Genomic DNA, 14892 nt, shown 5'->3' on the forward strand with positions numbered 1-14892 from the left:
CAAATCGTCGATCCGGAATAATACCGGGGCGACTGCCGCAAGCGGGGCCGGAACAGAGGGAGGACGATCGCGAAGTTCAAGTTGAGTTTTCGTGACTGGGGTCGAGCGAGGCGAGCACCCAGATTGTCGCCAAAATCTGGCGGCGGCGAATACGCCGACCCCAGGCACCCATCGACTTTGCAATCCTCCTGGGAACAGAAGGTGCCGCCAGGTTGCATCGGGATACGCGTCGCGCACGCCCACCTCGTGCAACATTTGCCCGCCAGAGCATTTCCCCTCATGCGACCGGCGGCGGCTTGAAAGAAGGGCCTACTCCCGGCGGCTAATCGCACTTGACGCTTAGCTGCTGCGCCGTGCAGTCGTGGTCGCAAACCGGGCGACTGAGGCGATTGCCGATCGAGCGTATTGATTGACAGTATCTCCGTCGACGTCCGCCGCGCCAGACATCACCTGATCAACCGCTGCGGCATGGCTCTGATCCGATGGGCCGATAAAACTTGCCAGCGGAGCCGTGGCGCTCGACACAGACGGTGTCGCGGTCGAAGAAGCTATTTGTGCGGGCACTGCGGCCCACGACAGCGCTTCGGCAGCGTTATCGCTTCCCGAAAACCCGTTCGCAGCAGCAGAACGCAATGCCTGTTCAGCCGACAGGGGGCTGGCAGACGGACTTAAACCGGAGCTAGGAAAGGGTAATGGCCCCGTCCACACGTGGGTGCTAGAGACCGGCGGGGGCGCGTGTTCTGGTTGCGGTGTGTTGGCAGGCGGAACGATGGCCGGGGCCGACGGATCCCCCTGATTGCTGAGCGGATCAGCTTCTTGTCCCATGAATAGCACGCTGCCGGATTGCGTGTCGCGGATCATGTACAAAAACGGATGATCGGCATCGAATGCTATAGGTATCGTGGGATCCATTGTAACCACCGTGACGTGAACCAATCCCACTCCGGTGGCGGCCGCGGCCTCGGTGCCTGACTCGCCAACATCGATAAATGCTTTGTGTACGACGGCCGTGATGTTCAACAAACTCGGGTTAGTCATGCCCGAGAAATCCGCGTTGCGTTGGAATGGATCGATCATTCCCAATGTCGTCAAGGGCGGGACCAGGTCGAATTGGGAGGTGAGCGTGAATTTGGGGAGTGAAACGGCCACGTCCTGCCGGCTGAGGCCCGCTAGCCAACCGTTGAGGTCGCTAGGGAGTTGGCTGACACTCAAGCCGGCTGCTCCGCTAGTGGTGGGGAGCATGATGTCCATGACCATCCGTCCACTGGCGTAGGGTAGTTCGACGATTTGAAATCCGTCACTCTGCATGTACTTGAACGAGTCGGTCTGATGCATGGTCGAAACTTGCTCTGCCTCCCCTGAGCTGAGCGTAAAGTTGGCGCTATAAGTCATGGCCGCGTTGAATCCGCTCGACCATCCCCCCTGGAAGTACAGAGCATTGGCCAGCACGAGCTTGGTGAACTGGTTGATCGAGGCGTCGGAGAAAAGATTTTGGATCTTGCCGTTGGTCTGTTGGGAAACCCAATTATTGATCGTTTGTATGGCCGCATCAGGATTGCCCGCGAAGTTGGCCTGATTGAATGCGCCCCCGTAGGAGGTCTGCATGGTGTCAAGGAACTGCGTGAGGAATTGCAGCCCCTGTTGACCCCACAGCGCGTCGGCAACCGACAACGCGTATTGGCCTTGGCCGGCGCTATTCAAATCAGCCAGCAAGGTGCCAAACTCCTGGGCGGTGTCGGCCTGGCTCCCGCTTAGGTGCAGCACGCTGGCCATCTGCGCTGCGGTCTCGCCTTGGGCGCCGGCATAGGCCATGGCCAAAGCAGTCGAGATGCTCAGCGGCGAGAGGAGCATGTTCCCGCTGCCGCCGGGCGTTGTCTGCAACTCGTTGTAAAGATCGAGTCCGAGTGCATTGATCGACTGACCGGCTGCCGTCTCGTCGGCAATCTGCGCCGAGGTAAGAACCGGCGCGGCGGAGTTGGTATTGCCCGTCGTCGTCACGGGCGTTAGTACGGAGACTCCGGCAGGTGGCGCCGTACCGAACCGCAGCGGGCCGACAAAGGGGGCCACGGTCAGCAGATCGCGCGACTCGAGCGATTCGATCCGTAGCGGCCGCGACAGCTGCTTGCGATGGGGCCGACGCGATGCGGATCGGCCCCAAATGTTACTCAGTCGCTTGCGCTGCTCCTTCGCAAACATAATTCTTCTCCAACAGATCGAAATCAAGGGAGGGCCAGGGCCGAACGGACAAACGCAAAAGTGGATTCATGTCCCCCATAGTCCTAAAGGGCCGACTTTAGTCGCAGATTGTCACGGTGGCTGCCACGAGTAGGGCGGCCGATTGAACGCGGCGGGCCGCCGAAACCCGCTGGGGGCAGAGACCATTCCAAGATTCCGGTGGTCGCCTGCCACGGGTGGAACTGAGTTGTTTTCTAGCGATTTTCGGGCGGCTTCCGACCAATTGGCCGGTCACCAGACAACCAGGGTGCATGATTTTCGCCCATGATTTGCATAGTGATCGCCCCCTTTCCTATATTTCGCCTCAGCACAATGATCGACCCAGCCAGGTGATCCGTGTCGCAGCGGAAGTGTACCAGAGGCTGCCGTTGATACTCCATCGGAGCTGACCCGCTCCGTTATATGAGCCGTCAGGGCTTTGTGGATCGCCCTGGCGGCCTCTTTTTTGCGCACGCTAAGTGGTCCGGAGTTTGCATTCAGGCGAGAAGTAGTCGCCCAGCCCTCTCACAGGCGTTTAGTGCGACCGCGTGCACGATTTGATTGGGAAGACAAGGTTCCAGGATGAAGCCGACAGAACATCGCGAGCAGTCGTTACGGGCCTACGATGACCAATCGCTCATGGCCGCTTATAAGATCGCGGCCGGACTGCCGATGGACGCCATTGTTAGCGGCAAAACACGCGATCAGATGATCGCCTTCATCTTGAAGTCGGAGCAGGCGAAACGGAAGTGATCGTGCGCGGGCTGGAATCTGGCCTCCGCCCTGGCTCTTGCGGCCTGATGATTGGCGAAGGCCGTCTCGCCGGGGGACCTTGTTGGGCAGCGTCAGGTTCTATACTCTCATGAGCAAGCACGTAACGCCTTGATGGTTAAGTGGCGCCTCGATCATGAGGACGCCGCCGCACGACATTGCAAAGGGAGCCCAAGCTCGATGATTACCGTTGGCATGAACTACCACGTTATCGCCGGCAAGCAACAGGATTTCGAGGACAAGTTCAGCGCCGTCATTGCGGCACTGCGTGCTGCCGCGGGGCATACGAGCTCGACGCTTTGGAAGGACGTAGCCGACGACGCTTCGTACCTCATCACCAGTGAATGGTCTGACGAGCAAGCTTTTCAGGACTTCATCCGCAGCCAGGCTTTCAAAGACGTGACGACCTGGGGCAAAGAACAAATCCTATCGGGCCGCCCCCAGCACAAGATCTATAAGCACTAAAAAAACAACTGCCCGAGTGCCCGGCGTCCAGATTATGAACACGCCAAGCGATCTCCTGAAATATCGAGCTGGTTATCGGCTGGTGCATGGGCGCACGGGGCAGAGCGCATGGGTCACAAACAGCGCAAAAAACTGCCGCGATATGAGCAGGCGTTAGGTCGCGCGTAAAATGCGATGAAAGTATTCTCGCTCGCTCATCGCTCGACGCGAAGTGCTAATCGATTATTCGACCTTCCAGACCCTCACGGCACCATCGCGTCCGCCAGACGCCAGCAGCGTGCCATCGTCATTGAAGGCTAGGGATTGAATCCCCATCTTATGGTCGAGATAGCTCGTCAGCAGTTCTCCCGTCTCGGCGTTCCATAGTTTTACGGCGCCGTCCAGTCCGCCGGTGGCCAACGTCATGCTCTTGGGAGCAAAGACGACAGCCCAAATATCAGCATCGTGACCGATCCAGGATTTAACGAGCTGGCCACTCTTGGCGTCCCAGATGCGCACCGTCTTATCCCAGCCGACCGAGGCCAGGCGCGTGCCGGTGGAATCGAACGACAATCCATAGATCGGCCCGGCGTGACCTTCCAGCGGGAGGCGTTGGCCGAGTGATTTGGCATTCCACAAGCGCACCACTTTGTCGCTACCTCCGGTTGCCAACGTCTCGCCGTCGGATGAGACCGCCACCGCGTAAACGGCCCCGGGCTGCTGCGCCTCGACCACGGCTTGATCGGACTCTCGTGACCAGACGCGTAGCCCGCCGTCGCGATCTCCGGCGAAGAACGTTTGGCCATCGGGCGCGAACCCCAGAGCGCGCACTCCATTGGGATGTTTGAATATTTTAAGCGGCTCTGGCTGCGATGGTTTCCAGAGCTTGATCAGGCCATCGTCTCCGGCGGTTGCCAGTAGATCATCGCGTGGCGAAAACCGGGCAACCCAGGCATTGCCGCGATGCGCGTTCAGCGTTTCTTTGATGTTTTGTGTCGCTAAATCCCACAGGCGCACCAATCCATCTTCGACACCCATGGCTACCGTTTCTCCGGACCGGTCGAATGAGACCGACCAGATCGATCCGGCATTGGCGCTGAGGACTGCCACCGGCGCGGTCGTGGGAGATGCAGCCGTGCTCGCCTCGCGGCGGTTTGCCAGGAATGCGCCGCCAATGAGCCCGAGGGCCAGAAAGGCCGATCCCAGGCCCGCCGCGATCCAACGATTTCGCACGGTCCGTTTGCGGGCTTCGATTTTGCAAACCGTGGGCACGTCTTCCGACGTGGTTCTCATCATATTCCAATGAAATTCCAGCAGCTCGGCCAGCTGGCCAGCCGTCTGGATGCGATCGGCGGGCTTCTTCGCCAGCAGCCAATCGATCGTCTCGGCCAGCCAGTCCGGGACCGAGGGATTCAACTCGCGCAGCGGGCGATGCTTGGTATCGACGATCTGTTTGAGAATGGCCAGCGCAGAGTTGCCAGGGAAGGGGGGCTGGCCGGCGCACATCTCGTAGAGGATCGCCCCCAGGCTGAAAAGATCGGAGCGACTATCGGCCGATTCGCCCATGGCTTGCTCGGGCGCCATGTAGAGTGGTGTCCCCGACACGAAGCCCGTGCTGGTCAGCTTCACGTCTTCGACGGCGCGGGCCAGCCCGAAATCGGTCAGCTTCACTCGATCGTGCGGCGCTTCCAGCAGGATGTTGCCCGGCTTGATATCGCGGTGTATCAATCCCTGTTCGTGTGCCGCGGCGAGACCGTGGGCGGCCTGCATGCCGATCCGAACTATCTCGCGGAACGGCAACTTTTTGTCGCGTGCCAGCCGTTGCTCCAGTGACTCGCCCGCGATGACCTGCATAACGAGGAATGGCAAACTTCCCTCGGCAGCCTTCTCGACCTGATGTACGGCGACAACGTTTTCGTGCGTTATCGAGGCCGCGGCGCGGGCCTCGCGGCAGAAGCGCTGCTTGGCGATTTCATCGCCGGCCAGATCGGGATCGAGAACCTTGAGCGCCACGTTGCGATGGAGTCGCGAGTCGAACGCTTCCAACACCAGGCCCATCCCACCGCGTCCCAAAATACGCATGACGTCGAAGTGAGCCAGTCGTCCCAAATAGACCGAGTCGGACGCCGGCTGCAGAAACGTCAACGATACGTCGCGCCGGGTAACGGGGGGCGCGGCCACCGCCGGCTGCTCTTTGGCCCCCAGTGCCTGTAACGCTGGCCAATAGGCAGAAGTCGCCATGGGCGCACTGGCTGGCAAATGCTTAACGAGTTCCGAAAGGTTGGTCCCCTCGGTGGCGATTTGTTCTAGTCTCGACTGGCAGCAAGGGCACGAGTCCATATGCTCGGTGCATTCTTGCTGGCGCTGGTCGGCCAGTGTGCCGCCGATAAGTTCGCGCAGTTCTTCCGTGGGGGGACAAGTCATGCCGATTTTCATCTTACACCTCTTCCTGCCGACGCATCGATTCGACTTCTTCTTTGAGCCGGGCCAGAACGCGGCTCTTGGCAACGTAAATCGCCCCGGGTGAAATGCCCACCTGCTGGGCGGCCTCGGCCGCGCCGATCCCGTCGACCGCGGTCAGCCAGAAAGCCTGCCAGGTGGTTGCTTGAAATTCGCCTTTGACCCGCTCCATGGCGAGCGCCGCGAGCTGCCGCTGGTACTCGATTTCCCAGAAGTCGGCCCCGTCGACAGTGTCGGGCTGGGCCGCCAACAGCTGGTTCGTCGTAGTGTCGCCCGAGCCTTGAGGGCGAATACGGCGCGCCGATAAGAAATTGAAGACTTTGTTGCGGGTGATCGTAAACAGCCAGCCGCGAAACGACCCTTGATTGCGATCGTACTCCCATCGGCCAATGGCGCTGGAGACTGAGCGCATGACCTCCTGCATGAGATCCGCCGCGTCGGCGTCCTGCAGGCCCCGCTTGCGCGCATAGCCGTAGACCACGGGGCCGTAGAGCTTCATAAACTCTTGCCACGCGCTGTGGTTCTCGCCATCGCGGATTTGCACCAGCAAGCTGGCTCGGGTTAGCGGTGAATCGTCCGCGGTCATCATTGCACCTGAACGTGCCATCTGCGGCTGACGAGTTGTGCGACGCCCTCCGCCAAGGTCGCGTCGCCCTCCATGATACGCCGCAAAGGCCATACGGACGAGGGGCAGCAGGCCGCAGAGTGAGTGTTTGGCAGACCCCAGAAGGTTTGGGCTGTGCGCGTTGGACCCTCGCAGGGCCTTGCGAACAACCGGGGGCAAGCTGCACGTGACCCCGCCTCTGCCCGCGCAAGCAGTCAAATTTGCAATCATCCGAACACCGATGCTCGCTGCTTTTGTTTTGTGGCGTGATGTACTTGCCATTACGGGACACGTCGTCGCAGGCGGTTCGTTTGTTCATCATCGCGGCAGCCGTGATCAGCGCTGTGCCACTGTATCGGCGGCCTGGCCGCCGCGGCCGATTTGGATCTGCGTGCCGCTTACCAGATCGTCGCCCGGATTGACGACCAGCCGTTCGTCTCCGGCGATGCCCTCGGTGACGACGATGCGAGAGCCCAGGTCCCGCCCCAGGCTAACGGGCTTGATTTCGATTTGATTGTGATCGTTGACGATTACGACGTGGGGACCTTCGACCCGCATCGATACGGCCGAAGCAGGTATCGACCACGAGCCGTTTCGTCGAGGTGTCGCCAGTGCGACCTGGGCATAGCTGCCGGGTTGCAAGTGATGGGTGGTATTTTCAAGTTCGATCTCGGCCAGCATCGATCGGTTGGATGAATCGACCGATTGAGCAAACCGCGTAACGGTGCCCGCGATTGCCGGCGTGGCCGATTCCGGGACGCTGACCGTGGCCGAGGCGCCTGCGGCGACCTGCATGGCATAGGTCTGTGGCACGTTGACCTGCACGCGGACACGGCTCATGTCCTCGACGACAAATAATTGTTCCTTGCCGGCTGTCACCAACATGCCGATCTCGGCAGCGCGTCGCGTGACGATCCCGTCGAAGGGGGCCACGATTTGTTTGAATCGTTGCAGCTCTTTTAATCGGTCGACATTCGCCTGACGGCTGTTCGCCGTCGCCTCACGTACTTCGATGATGGCGGCACGCGTTTCCAAGTTCGTGCGCCGGCGCGCCACATCGGCTTCGGCCGAGGTCACATCGGCCTCGCGAACTTCCAAATCTCGACGAAAGACTTCGTATTCTTCTTGCGAAATGGCCCGCTTGGCGACCAACTGCTCGCGACGTCCCAGTTGTAGCCTGGTCAATCCGACTTCCGAGTTCACCTTGATGAGCTGAGCTTCGGCAACTTGCAGATCGGCCTGAGCCTCGACGCGTTCTGCCTTCGCCTGCGCGACGGCCGCGGTGGCCTCTCGCGCGAGTGCCAGGCCTTCAGAGACTTCCTGGTCTAGCTCGGGGGTTTCTAGTTCGGCCAATAGTTCGCCCGCTTGGACCGGGGCGCCCAGATCTTTGTGCCAGGCCGACAGATAGCCGCTGGCCCGCGCGTGCAGGGCAGCCGTCTGCCAGGGACGAATCGTGGCCGGCAGTACAATGCTCGCCACGGTAGAAGGCGTGGGCCGATCGATGTTGACGACTTTCACTCCCTCTGTCGCTGCGTCCGCCGCCGTGCCCTCGTGAGACGTGAGCGATTCTCCCGATGGGTAAACCGCGGCCAGCGCGCCCGCGGCCAGTAGGAGAATCGAAGTAAACAGCAACCGTTTCCCCCACGAACGTCGCGGTGGCTGATCCTGAGGTGATCCCTCGTCGAGTTGCTGTGCCGACAAATCCGCGGCGTCGACGCGCGACCAGATTCCCTGGCCCGAGCTGTGGAAATCTGCGACGACCCGGTTGAGTGCGGTAGTGGACATCACAATTCTCCTGGACCCTGACCTGGCTTGCCCGACACGGCTATATAAAGGAATACCGGTGGCAATTCCGGGCCTTACACCGTTTGGTGGGAATCGTGTTCAAGGCCCCGATTCACGATCTTTTCCCGACGCAAAACGCTGTACACGACAGGGACAAACAGCAACGTCGTGATGGTCGCCACGAAAAGTCCGCCAATCACGGCCCGCCCCAATGGGGCGTTCTGCTCTCCCCCTTCGCCAATGCCGAGCGACATGGGCAACATGCCAATGATCATGGCCGCGGCGGTCATCAGCACGGGTCGCATGCGGGTGCGTCCTGCCTCGAGAGCCGAGTCAAACGCCGATTTCCCCTCCAGGCGTTGCTCGTTGGCGAACGTCACCAACAGAATGCTATTGGCCGTGGCCACGCCGATGGACATGATCGCCCCCATCAGCGCCGGCACGCTGAAGGTCGTGTGCCAAAGGAATAACGACCAGACAATACCGACGAAAGCTCCTGGCAATGCCGTGATGATGATGAACGGATCGAGCCAGCTTTGAAAGTTCACCACCATCAGCAGGTACACCAGCACGGCGGCAAAAATCAAACCCAGGCCCAGTCGCAAGAAGGCCGACTCCATGCTCTCGACCTGGCCCCGCATGGTGATCGTGTTGCCCGGCGAGAGCTTGGCACGATACTCGGCCAGCACGCGGTCAATCTCACCGGCCACGCTTCCCAAGTCGCGCCCTTGCACGTTGGCGTAGACATCGAAGGTGGGCTGGACGTTCGTATGATTGGCGACTTCGGGCGTAATACTGCGCTCGACCTTGGCGACGTTCGAAAGCAATTGCACGCCGGGCACGCCTTGTGAGGTCAGCGGCAAGCCGTTGATGGCGTCAACGCTGTCCAGTTTGTAGGTCGGCGTGCGCGTCTCGACGAGATACGAAATACCCATGCCCGGGTCGACCCAGTAGTTGGGCTGTACCTGCCCGCTTCCAGAAAGAGACACGAGCACGCTGTTGGCGACATCCTGTTGCGTCAGACCCAACTCACGGGCGCGCGTTTGATCGACTTCGACGTGCAACTTTGGCACGTTCAGCACCTGGTGCAAATGCACGTCCTCGACACCGCGAATGTGACGTATCCGGGCTGCGATCTCGGTCGCCATGTGGTGGTTGTCGTCGCGATTCAATCCGGCGAGCTGAATATCGATAGGAGCGGGCAGGCCGAAGTTGAGAATCTGGCTGACGATGTCGGCCGGTTGAAAAAAGAAAACGAGCTGTGGAAACCGCTTCGGCAGCTCGCGCCGCAAAATCGCGATGTATTCCGGAGTCGAGTGTGCGCGAGCATGAGCGAGCGCGACGAGGATCTCGCCATCGGCCATGCCGGTCGTGGCGCTGTCGCCAAAGGCCATCGCATAGGTGCGATTCGGCAAGCCGATGTTATCGAGCACGAGCTCAATTTCTTCATGTGGGATGATTCCGCGGATGGCGGTTTCGACCTGGCTGAAGTAGCGCTCGGTCTGTTCGACGCGCGTGCCGGCGGGCGCCCGCACGTGTAGGCGGAATTGCCCAGTGTCGACGGTCGGGAAAAAGTCGCGTCCCACAAAGGGTAATACCGCGAGGCCGCTGGCGACGATCAGTGCAAACGTGGCGAAGACTGCCGTGCGATGCTGCAAGTTCCATTTCAACAGCGACACGTAGGCATCGCGCCCTTGCTCAAAACGCCGCTCGAAGGCGCCGTGCAGGCGCGCGAACCATCCACCCCCCTGACCATGACCATGCGCCAACTCGGCCGGCAGCAGGAAATCGACCATGGTGGGGACGATCGTACGCGATAGCAAATACGACGCCAGCATGGCGAAGGCCACGGCCAACGCCAGCGGTGTGAACAAATATTTGGGAGGACCATCCAGGAATAGTACCGAAACAAACACGATGCTGATTGTGAGCGTCGAGACAAAGGTCGGGCCGGCAATCTGCATGGCGCCGTCGAGAATCGCCTCGCGCAGTGGCTTGCCCAAGCCCAGGTTGCGATGGATGTTCTCGATCTCGACAGTGGCGTCATCGACGAGGATCCCCACGGCCAGCGCCAGTCCGCCCAGAGTCATGACGTTCAGCGAGTGGCCCAACAAGTACAGCATCACGATCGAAGACAGAATTGCCAGCGGAATCGAAACCGCCACGATCAGCGTGCTGCGCCAACTGCCAAGAAATATCAGGATCATCGTGGCTGTAAGCAATCCGGCGATGATACTTTCGGCCACAACGCCATCGATGGCCGCGGTGACGAACAATGATTGATCGAACAGCAGATCGATCCGCAGGTCGGCAGGCGCCGCGGCCCGAATCTGGGGCATGGCTTCTTTGACCTGCTTGACGATATCCAGCGTCGAGGCGTTGCCGTTCTTAAGCAAAGTGACCAATGCCCCGCGACTGCCATTGCGCCGCACGATCGTGGATTGCGACGTGCTGCCGTCACGGACCTGGGCGACGTCACGCATGTAAATCGTAGCGCCGCCGATGACCTTGATGGGAATGTCGTTGAACCGCTCGGGCGTGAGCGGCGTGTTGTTCAACGTTACTGGATATTCGTGCGTGTCGATCCGTGCCACGCCCGTCGGATAGGCCAGGTTGTAGGCATTGATCGCATCGGCGACTTCCTTGGGCGACAGTCCCTTGGCTTGCAATAATTGCGGGTCAACGTCCACCATCACTTGCCGTTCGCGTCCACCGTAGGGGGTGGGCATCGTGAGTCCCTGCACGGTTGAAAGCTGGGTTCGCAGCACGTACAGACCGTAGTCGTAGACCTCTTCTTCGGACATGCTTTCGCTGCTCAAACTGATTTGCAGAATCGGCACGCTCGACGCGTTGAAGCGAACCACCACGGGAGGTTGTATCCCCGGCGGCATCAAAGCCCGGATAGATTGCACAGTGGAAGTGACCTGAGACAGGGCGGTGCCGATCTCGACGCCCGGATGAAAATGAATGCGGATCACCGCCACGCCGTTGAGCGTTTGCGATTCCACGCGTTTGATGTCGGTCACGTTGGAAGTGATCGCGTATTCGCTGTAAGTCGTGATACGCCGCTCGACCTCGCTCGTCTCCATCCCCTTATAGGTCCAAATGACGGTCACGACGGGGATGTCGATTTCGGGGAAAATATCGGTGCGCATTTGCGTGATCGAAGTCACACCTAAGACGACGATCAGCAGCGCCAGCACCACAAACGTGTAAGGGCTTTTCAATGCAAGGCGTACGATCCACATGGCTGGCTCTCTGCTCGGGACAAGATTCATCCGCTGAGAGGAATACCAGCCGGCGGCAATGACCTTACAGCCCGGGGTGGAATCGACGGGAAAGCCGATTCCGAGCGGCGGAATGCCGGGAGGGCAGCTGCCCTCTGAGAGGGGCGCTGGTAGTCTGCCCGTTACAGATGAGAGTGGACTGCGGTCGGACCTAAAGTCGATCCTTCAATTCTCGCAGGTCGGTACGGCCGGCGCAGCGGCTGCGGCCGGTTCTCCGGCAGACAACTCGCGTAAGAGAACGTTGGCCAAGGTGCAATTCCATTTCGTGGTTTTCGTGGCCACGCATTTTTCCAAGAACTGGCGTGCCAGCTCCTGATGCGCGTGGTCCTGGAAGTATCGCGCGGCGAAGTACTCTAAATTCGCCTGCTCGCCCGCGTCGGTCGATTTAAGAATGTCGTTGAGTGCCTCCACGTCTAGTGTGGCGTCCGCCGGCAGGTGGCACACATTGTTCAACCATTTGGCGAACTCGATCGTGGCCTTTTGCACGCCGGAGGGGCTTTGATATTGCGGCCCGCGATCGACCGCGCCCATGAGCGCCTTGTCGCGGGCCTCGGTGTCGCCGGCGGCGTCGGCGAGCAATCCCAGGTGCAACGCGGAGTACGGGTTTCCCGAACTCTCGAACGAACGTGCAAAGGATTTCCGGGCCAGCTCGTTATTTCCTGCGAGCACATGATAGACACCCAGATGGTCCCAGTCGTACGGGTTCGGGCTGAGCGACAGCTGCGGGGCGTACTGCTTGGCCAGCGTGCGGGCCCCTTCCAAATCGCCGTGCGCTGTTCGGCGGCACCAGAAGTACCAATCGAGCGCTGAATTGGTATATCGTTCCGACGTGGCGCGGATCAGCTGCTCGGACTCGTCCCATTGCTGCAAGGATTCGTAACATTCAGCGGCGCACATCATGGCCCAGGCGGCTCCCGTCTGAGCGGCCGCGTGCGCGTAAGGAAGTGCCTGGTCCCAGTCTTTCTTCTCCATGAAGTAGCGGGCCAGCTTGACTTGTGTTTGGGCGTGCGAGAGGGCGAAATCTTCGTGATTGAGCGACTCGTCGAGCGCCTCTTTCCATTTGTCCGGCTGTTTCTGCCTCCAGTAATTGTCGGCCAGATACTGATAACCCCACTGGTCAGGCGACAACTCGACGTATCGTTTCAAACATCGTTCTGCGTCGGCGAATTGTCCTAGCTGCGCGTATCTGATCGATAGCGCTTTGGAGACGACGGGCTGATTGCTGTAATCTTGCTCCCAGTCCTTCATCTTGGGGGGCGAGAATTCGTGATCATAGAGGACCAGCAGGGCAACGGCTTGCGGCGAATGGGGGCTGACGGCAAATAGCTCGCGTGCCATACCACGGTTCTGCGAGTAGTAGGCCATTTGTTCCAAGTCTTCGGCAACCATGTCCGTGTGACGCCACATGGCACTCCATAGTCGCGTCCGTATGCTGTCGCGCGCCGCGCTGGCATAGTTGGCGCGTCTTTGAGTGGGGTAAAGAGTCAGCTCCACGTCGACCGGTTTTGCGCTTTCACAGAGAGCGACGATTTGCTCTACGTCGCGCTGCGGATTCAACACCGCGGTTTTGACGAGCGGCAAATAGGGATGATCGCCGACGGCTGCGTAAGCGGGTACTAGCTGGTCACGGTAGCTGGCTGATGGGAGGCCAAGCCCGTCGTGAAAGAATTCCAGACGTCGATAGACATGCACTAGCGTTACATCCTCGACCAGCCGTGCGAGCAATTCCCAGGACGGTTCCCTCGTGTCGTCGCCGGCGGCGCCAGCAGTCGCGAGGCGTTTGACCAGGGTTGCTCTTTTCGCGCCGCCGGCCCAGGCCGGCTCAGATTGGAGCCCGCCAAAATCTGGCGCGAGGTTGTCCAACGACTTGTTGACGCTCAGCGGCAGGTTGGGCATCTGGCGCAGCCTGGCGGCAATTGTCTGGCCGAGCACGAGCGGCCCTTGCACCGTTGTCTTGTGTCGACTGATGACGCCGGTATAGCGCGCCATCGAATCACAGATGCAATAGCATTCGGGTATTTCATCGAGTGCTTTGCTGCCGGCGGTCAACGTCAGGCTTTCACAGTTCGAGTTCTCGACCACGAGAAACCGGCAGAGTGCTGCGAATTGCCTTAAATCAACCTCGGCAGGCTCCTTCCGAAGCGCCTGGGCATCGTAATGGCACAACGCCACGAGCAGCGTCTCCCACGCGGTCGATCGATCTTTCTTGCCGGCCTCGGCAGGGGGCGCGTCGGCGCCAGAATTAGCCGGATCGGTTGCTGCCTTCAGGTCCGACAGTGCCGTGGCGTGCAGCCCGGCCAGGCCCGCCGCGTAGGCACGATGTTTCAGCGACCAGGGACTTTTCTTCTCGGTCTCGACCAGCCGCTGTGCGTACAGTAGCGAACGGGCGTGGAACGCCTTGTGCGAGGCATTCCAATGAAACTTGGTCAATTGTCCCAAATGGGCGTAGGCTCGGGCTAATGCGGCCAGCGTCTCGGGCGATTCTCCTTTTTCGCGTTGCAATTCGTGCAGCTCGCGCAGCGCGGCAAACTGCGAGAAAAAGTTCATCTCGGCCAGTTGCTCGTATACGCTGGCGGGCACTGTGACGGTCGGGTCCGCGCGATGGGCCTCTCCGCGAAAATCAGCCTTACGCAGGGCATCGGCAATCTCGCTGCGCGACAGCTCTTCGGCCGCCACGACGAGCGCGAGATAGTCGACCGTCTTGTCCGAGGCCAATGGCAGCGGGATTTCCTTTTCGTAGAGCACGGTCAGACCTTCGCCGCTGCCACGAGTCAACCGCATGCGCACGAACTTGTCGGCGCTTTCGGCGGTCGAGATGTTAATGGTCTGCACCCGATCGGTGTCGGTCGAGGGCATCGTCTCGCGCAAGGTCATATCCCGCGTGGCCAGGCCAAGCTGGTCCCGCGCCGCGATCAAGACCGCTTGCCGTGCGATCTCGCGAACGAGCAACCTGCCAGCGGATTGCGGCACCTTAAAGTCGGGCTCGGCGGCCGTCAGGCAGATCGTGACGGGCGTGTCTTCATTGCTTGCTGGGTCGGCGGCCGCGGCGTGTGCACAAAATGCCCAACTGAGAGCAACCATCAAGAATGGTTGCCAAGAAGCACTTCGCATGGCGGACCTCCGTAGGAAAAGTCAGAGTCACCTGAGCGAGCACAATCGACCGGCACGACGGGCAACGAGCAGTGGTTGCCATCTCTGCGGACTCGAGCGCCAGCAAGATATGCGGCGACGATCCACGCGCCATTAGCACTCTACTGCTGCAGGAACACGAAAACAAGGATTCGGCCCTCATGACTCAGGAGGATTGCAAAGTCGATGAGTGCCTGG

General features: G+C 60.2%; 8 protein-coding genes. 2 read left to right on the forward strand and 6 right to left on the reverse strand.

All coding sequences use genetic code 11. The features are described 5' to 3' along the window. Positions 1 to 339: 339 nt before the first annotated feature. Positions 340 to 2196: a serpin family protein gene (locus VGG64_06750; GenBank protein ID HEY1599282.1), complete on the reverse strand. Its 1857-nt coding sequence runs from the start codon at positions 2194 to 2196 to the stop codon at positions 340 to 342. Between the two features lie 600 nt (positions 2197 to 2796). Between VGG64_06750 and VGG64_06755 the strand changes: the two genes are divergently transcribed. Together VGG64_06755 and VGG64_06760 are read left to right on the forward strand one after the other, a co-directional pair. Next, complete coding sequence (locus tag VGG64_06755; GenBank protein ID HEY1599283.1) at positions 2797 to 2967, forward strand: hypothetical protein; 171 nt, start codon at positions 2797 to 2799, stop codon at positions 2965 to 2967. A gap of 198 nt (positions 2968 to 3165) precedes the next feature. After that, positions 3166 to 3450, forward strand: coding sequence for an antibiotic biosynthesis monooxygenase (locus VGG64_06760; GenBank protein HEY1599284.1), 285 nt, complete (start codon positions 3166 to 3168; stop codon positions 3448 to 3450). Positions 3451 to 3672: 222 nt separating this feature from the next. On the opposite strand, the gene VGG64_06765 is transcribed toward VGG64_06760, so the two are convergent. The 5 genes from VGG64_06765 to VGG64_06785 all read right to left on the reverse strand — a co-directional run bounded on the left by VGG64_06765 (position 3673) and on the right by VGG64_06785 (position 14676). Next, positions 3673 to 5865 carry a serine/threonine-protein kinase gene (locus VGG64_06765; GenBank protein HEY1599285.1) on the reverse strand — a complete coding sequence of 731 codons (2193 nt, stop codon included), beginning with the start codon at positions 5863 to 5865 and terminating at the stop codon, positions 3673 to 3675. Position 5866: 1 nt separating this feature from the next. Further along, entirely contained in the window at positions 5867 to 6475 is a 609-nt protein-coding gene (locus VGG64_06770) for a sigma-70 family RNA polymerase sigma factor (GenBank protein ID HEY1599286.1), read from the reverse strand. A gap of 354 nt (positions 6476 to 6829) precedes the next feature. After that, positions 6830 to 8278 carry an efflux RND transporter periplasmic adaptor subunit gene (locus VGG64_06775; protein HEY1599287.1) on the reverse strand — a complete coding sequence of 483 codons (1449 nt, stop codon included), beginning with the start codon at positions 8276 to 8278 and terminating at the stop codon, positions 6830 to 6832. A 74-nt stretch (positions 8279 to 8352) separates the two neighbouring features. Continuing rightward, entirely contained in the window at positions 8353 to 11526 is a 3174-nt protein-coding gene (locus VGG64_06780) for an efflux RND transporter permease subunit (GenBank protein ID HEY1599288.1), read from the reverse strand. Between the two features lie 204 nt (positions 11527 to 11730). Then, positions 11731 to 14676 carry a hypothetical protein gene (locus tag VGG64_06785; GenBank protein ID HEY1599289.1) on the reverse strand — a complete coding sequence of 982 codons (2946 nt, stop codon included), beginning with the start codon at positions 14674 to 14676 and terminating at the stop codon, positions 11731 to 11733. Positions 14677 to 14892: the final 216 nt, after the last annotated feature.

It is taken from the genome of Pirellulales bacterium (assembly GCA_036490175.1).
Classification (GTDB): Bacteria; Planctomycetota; Planctomycetia; order Pirellulales; family JACPPG01; genus JACPPG01.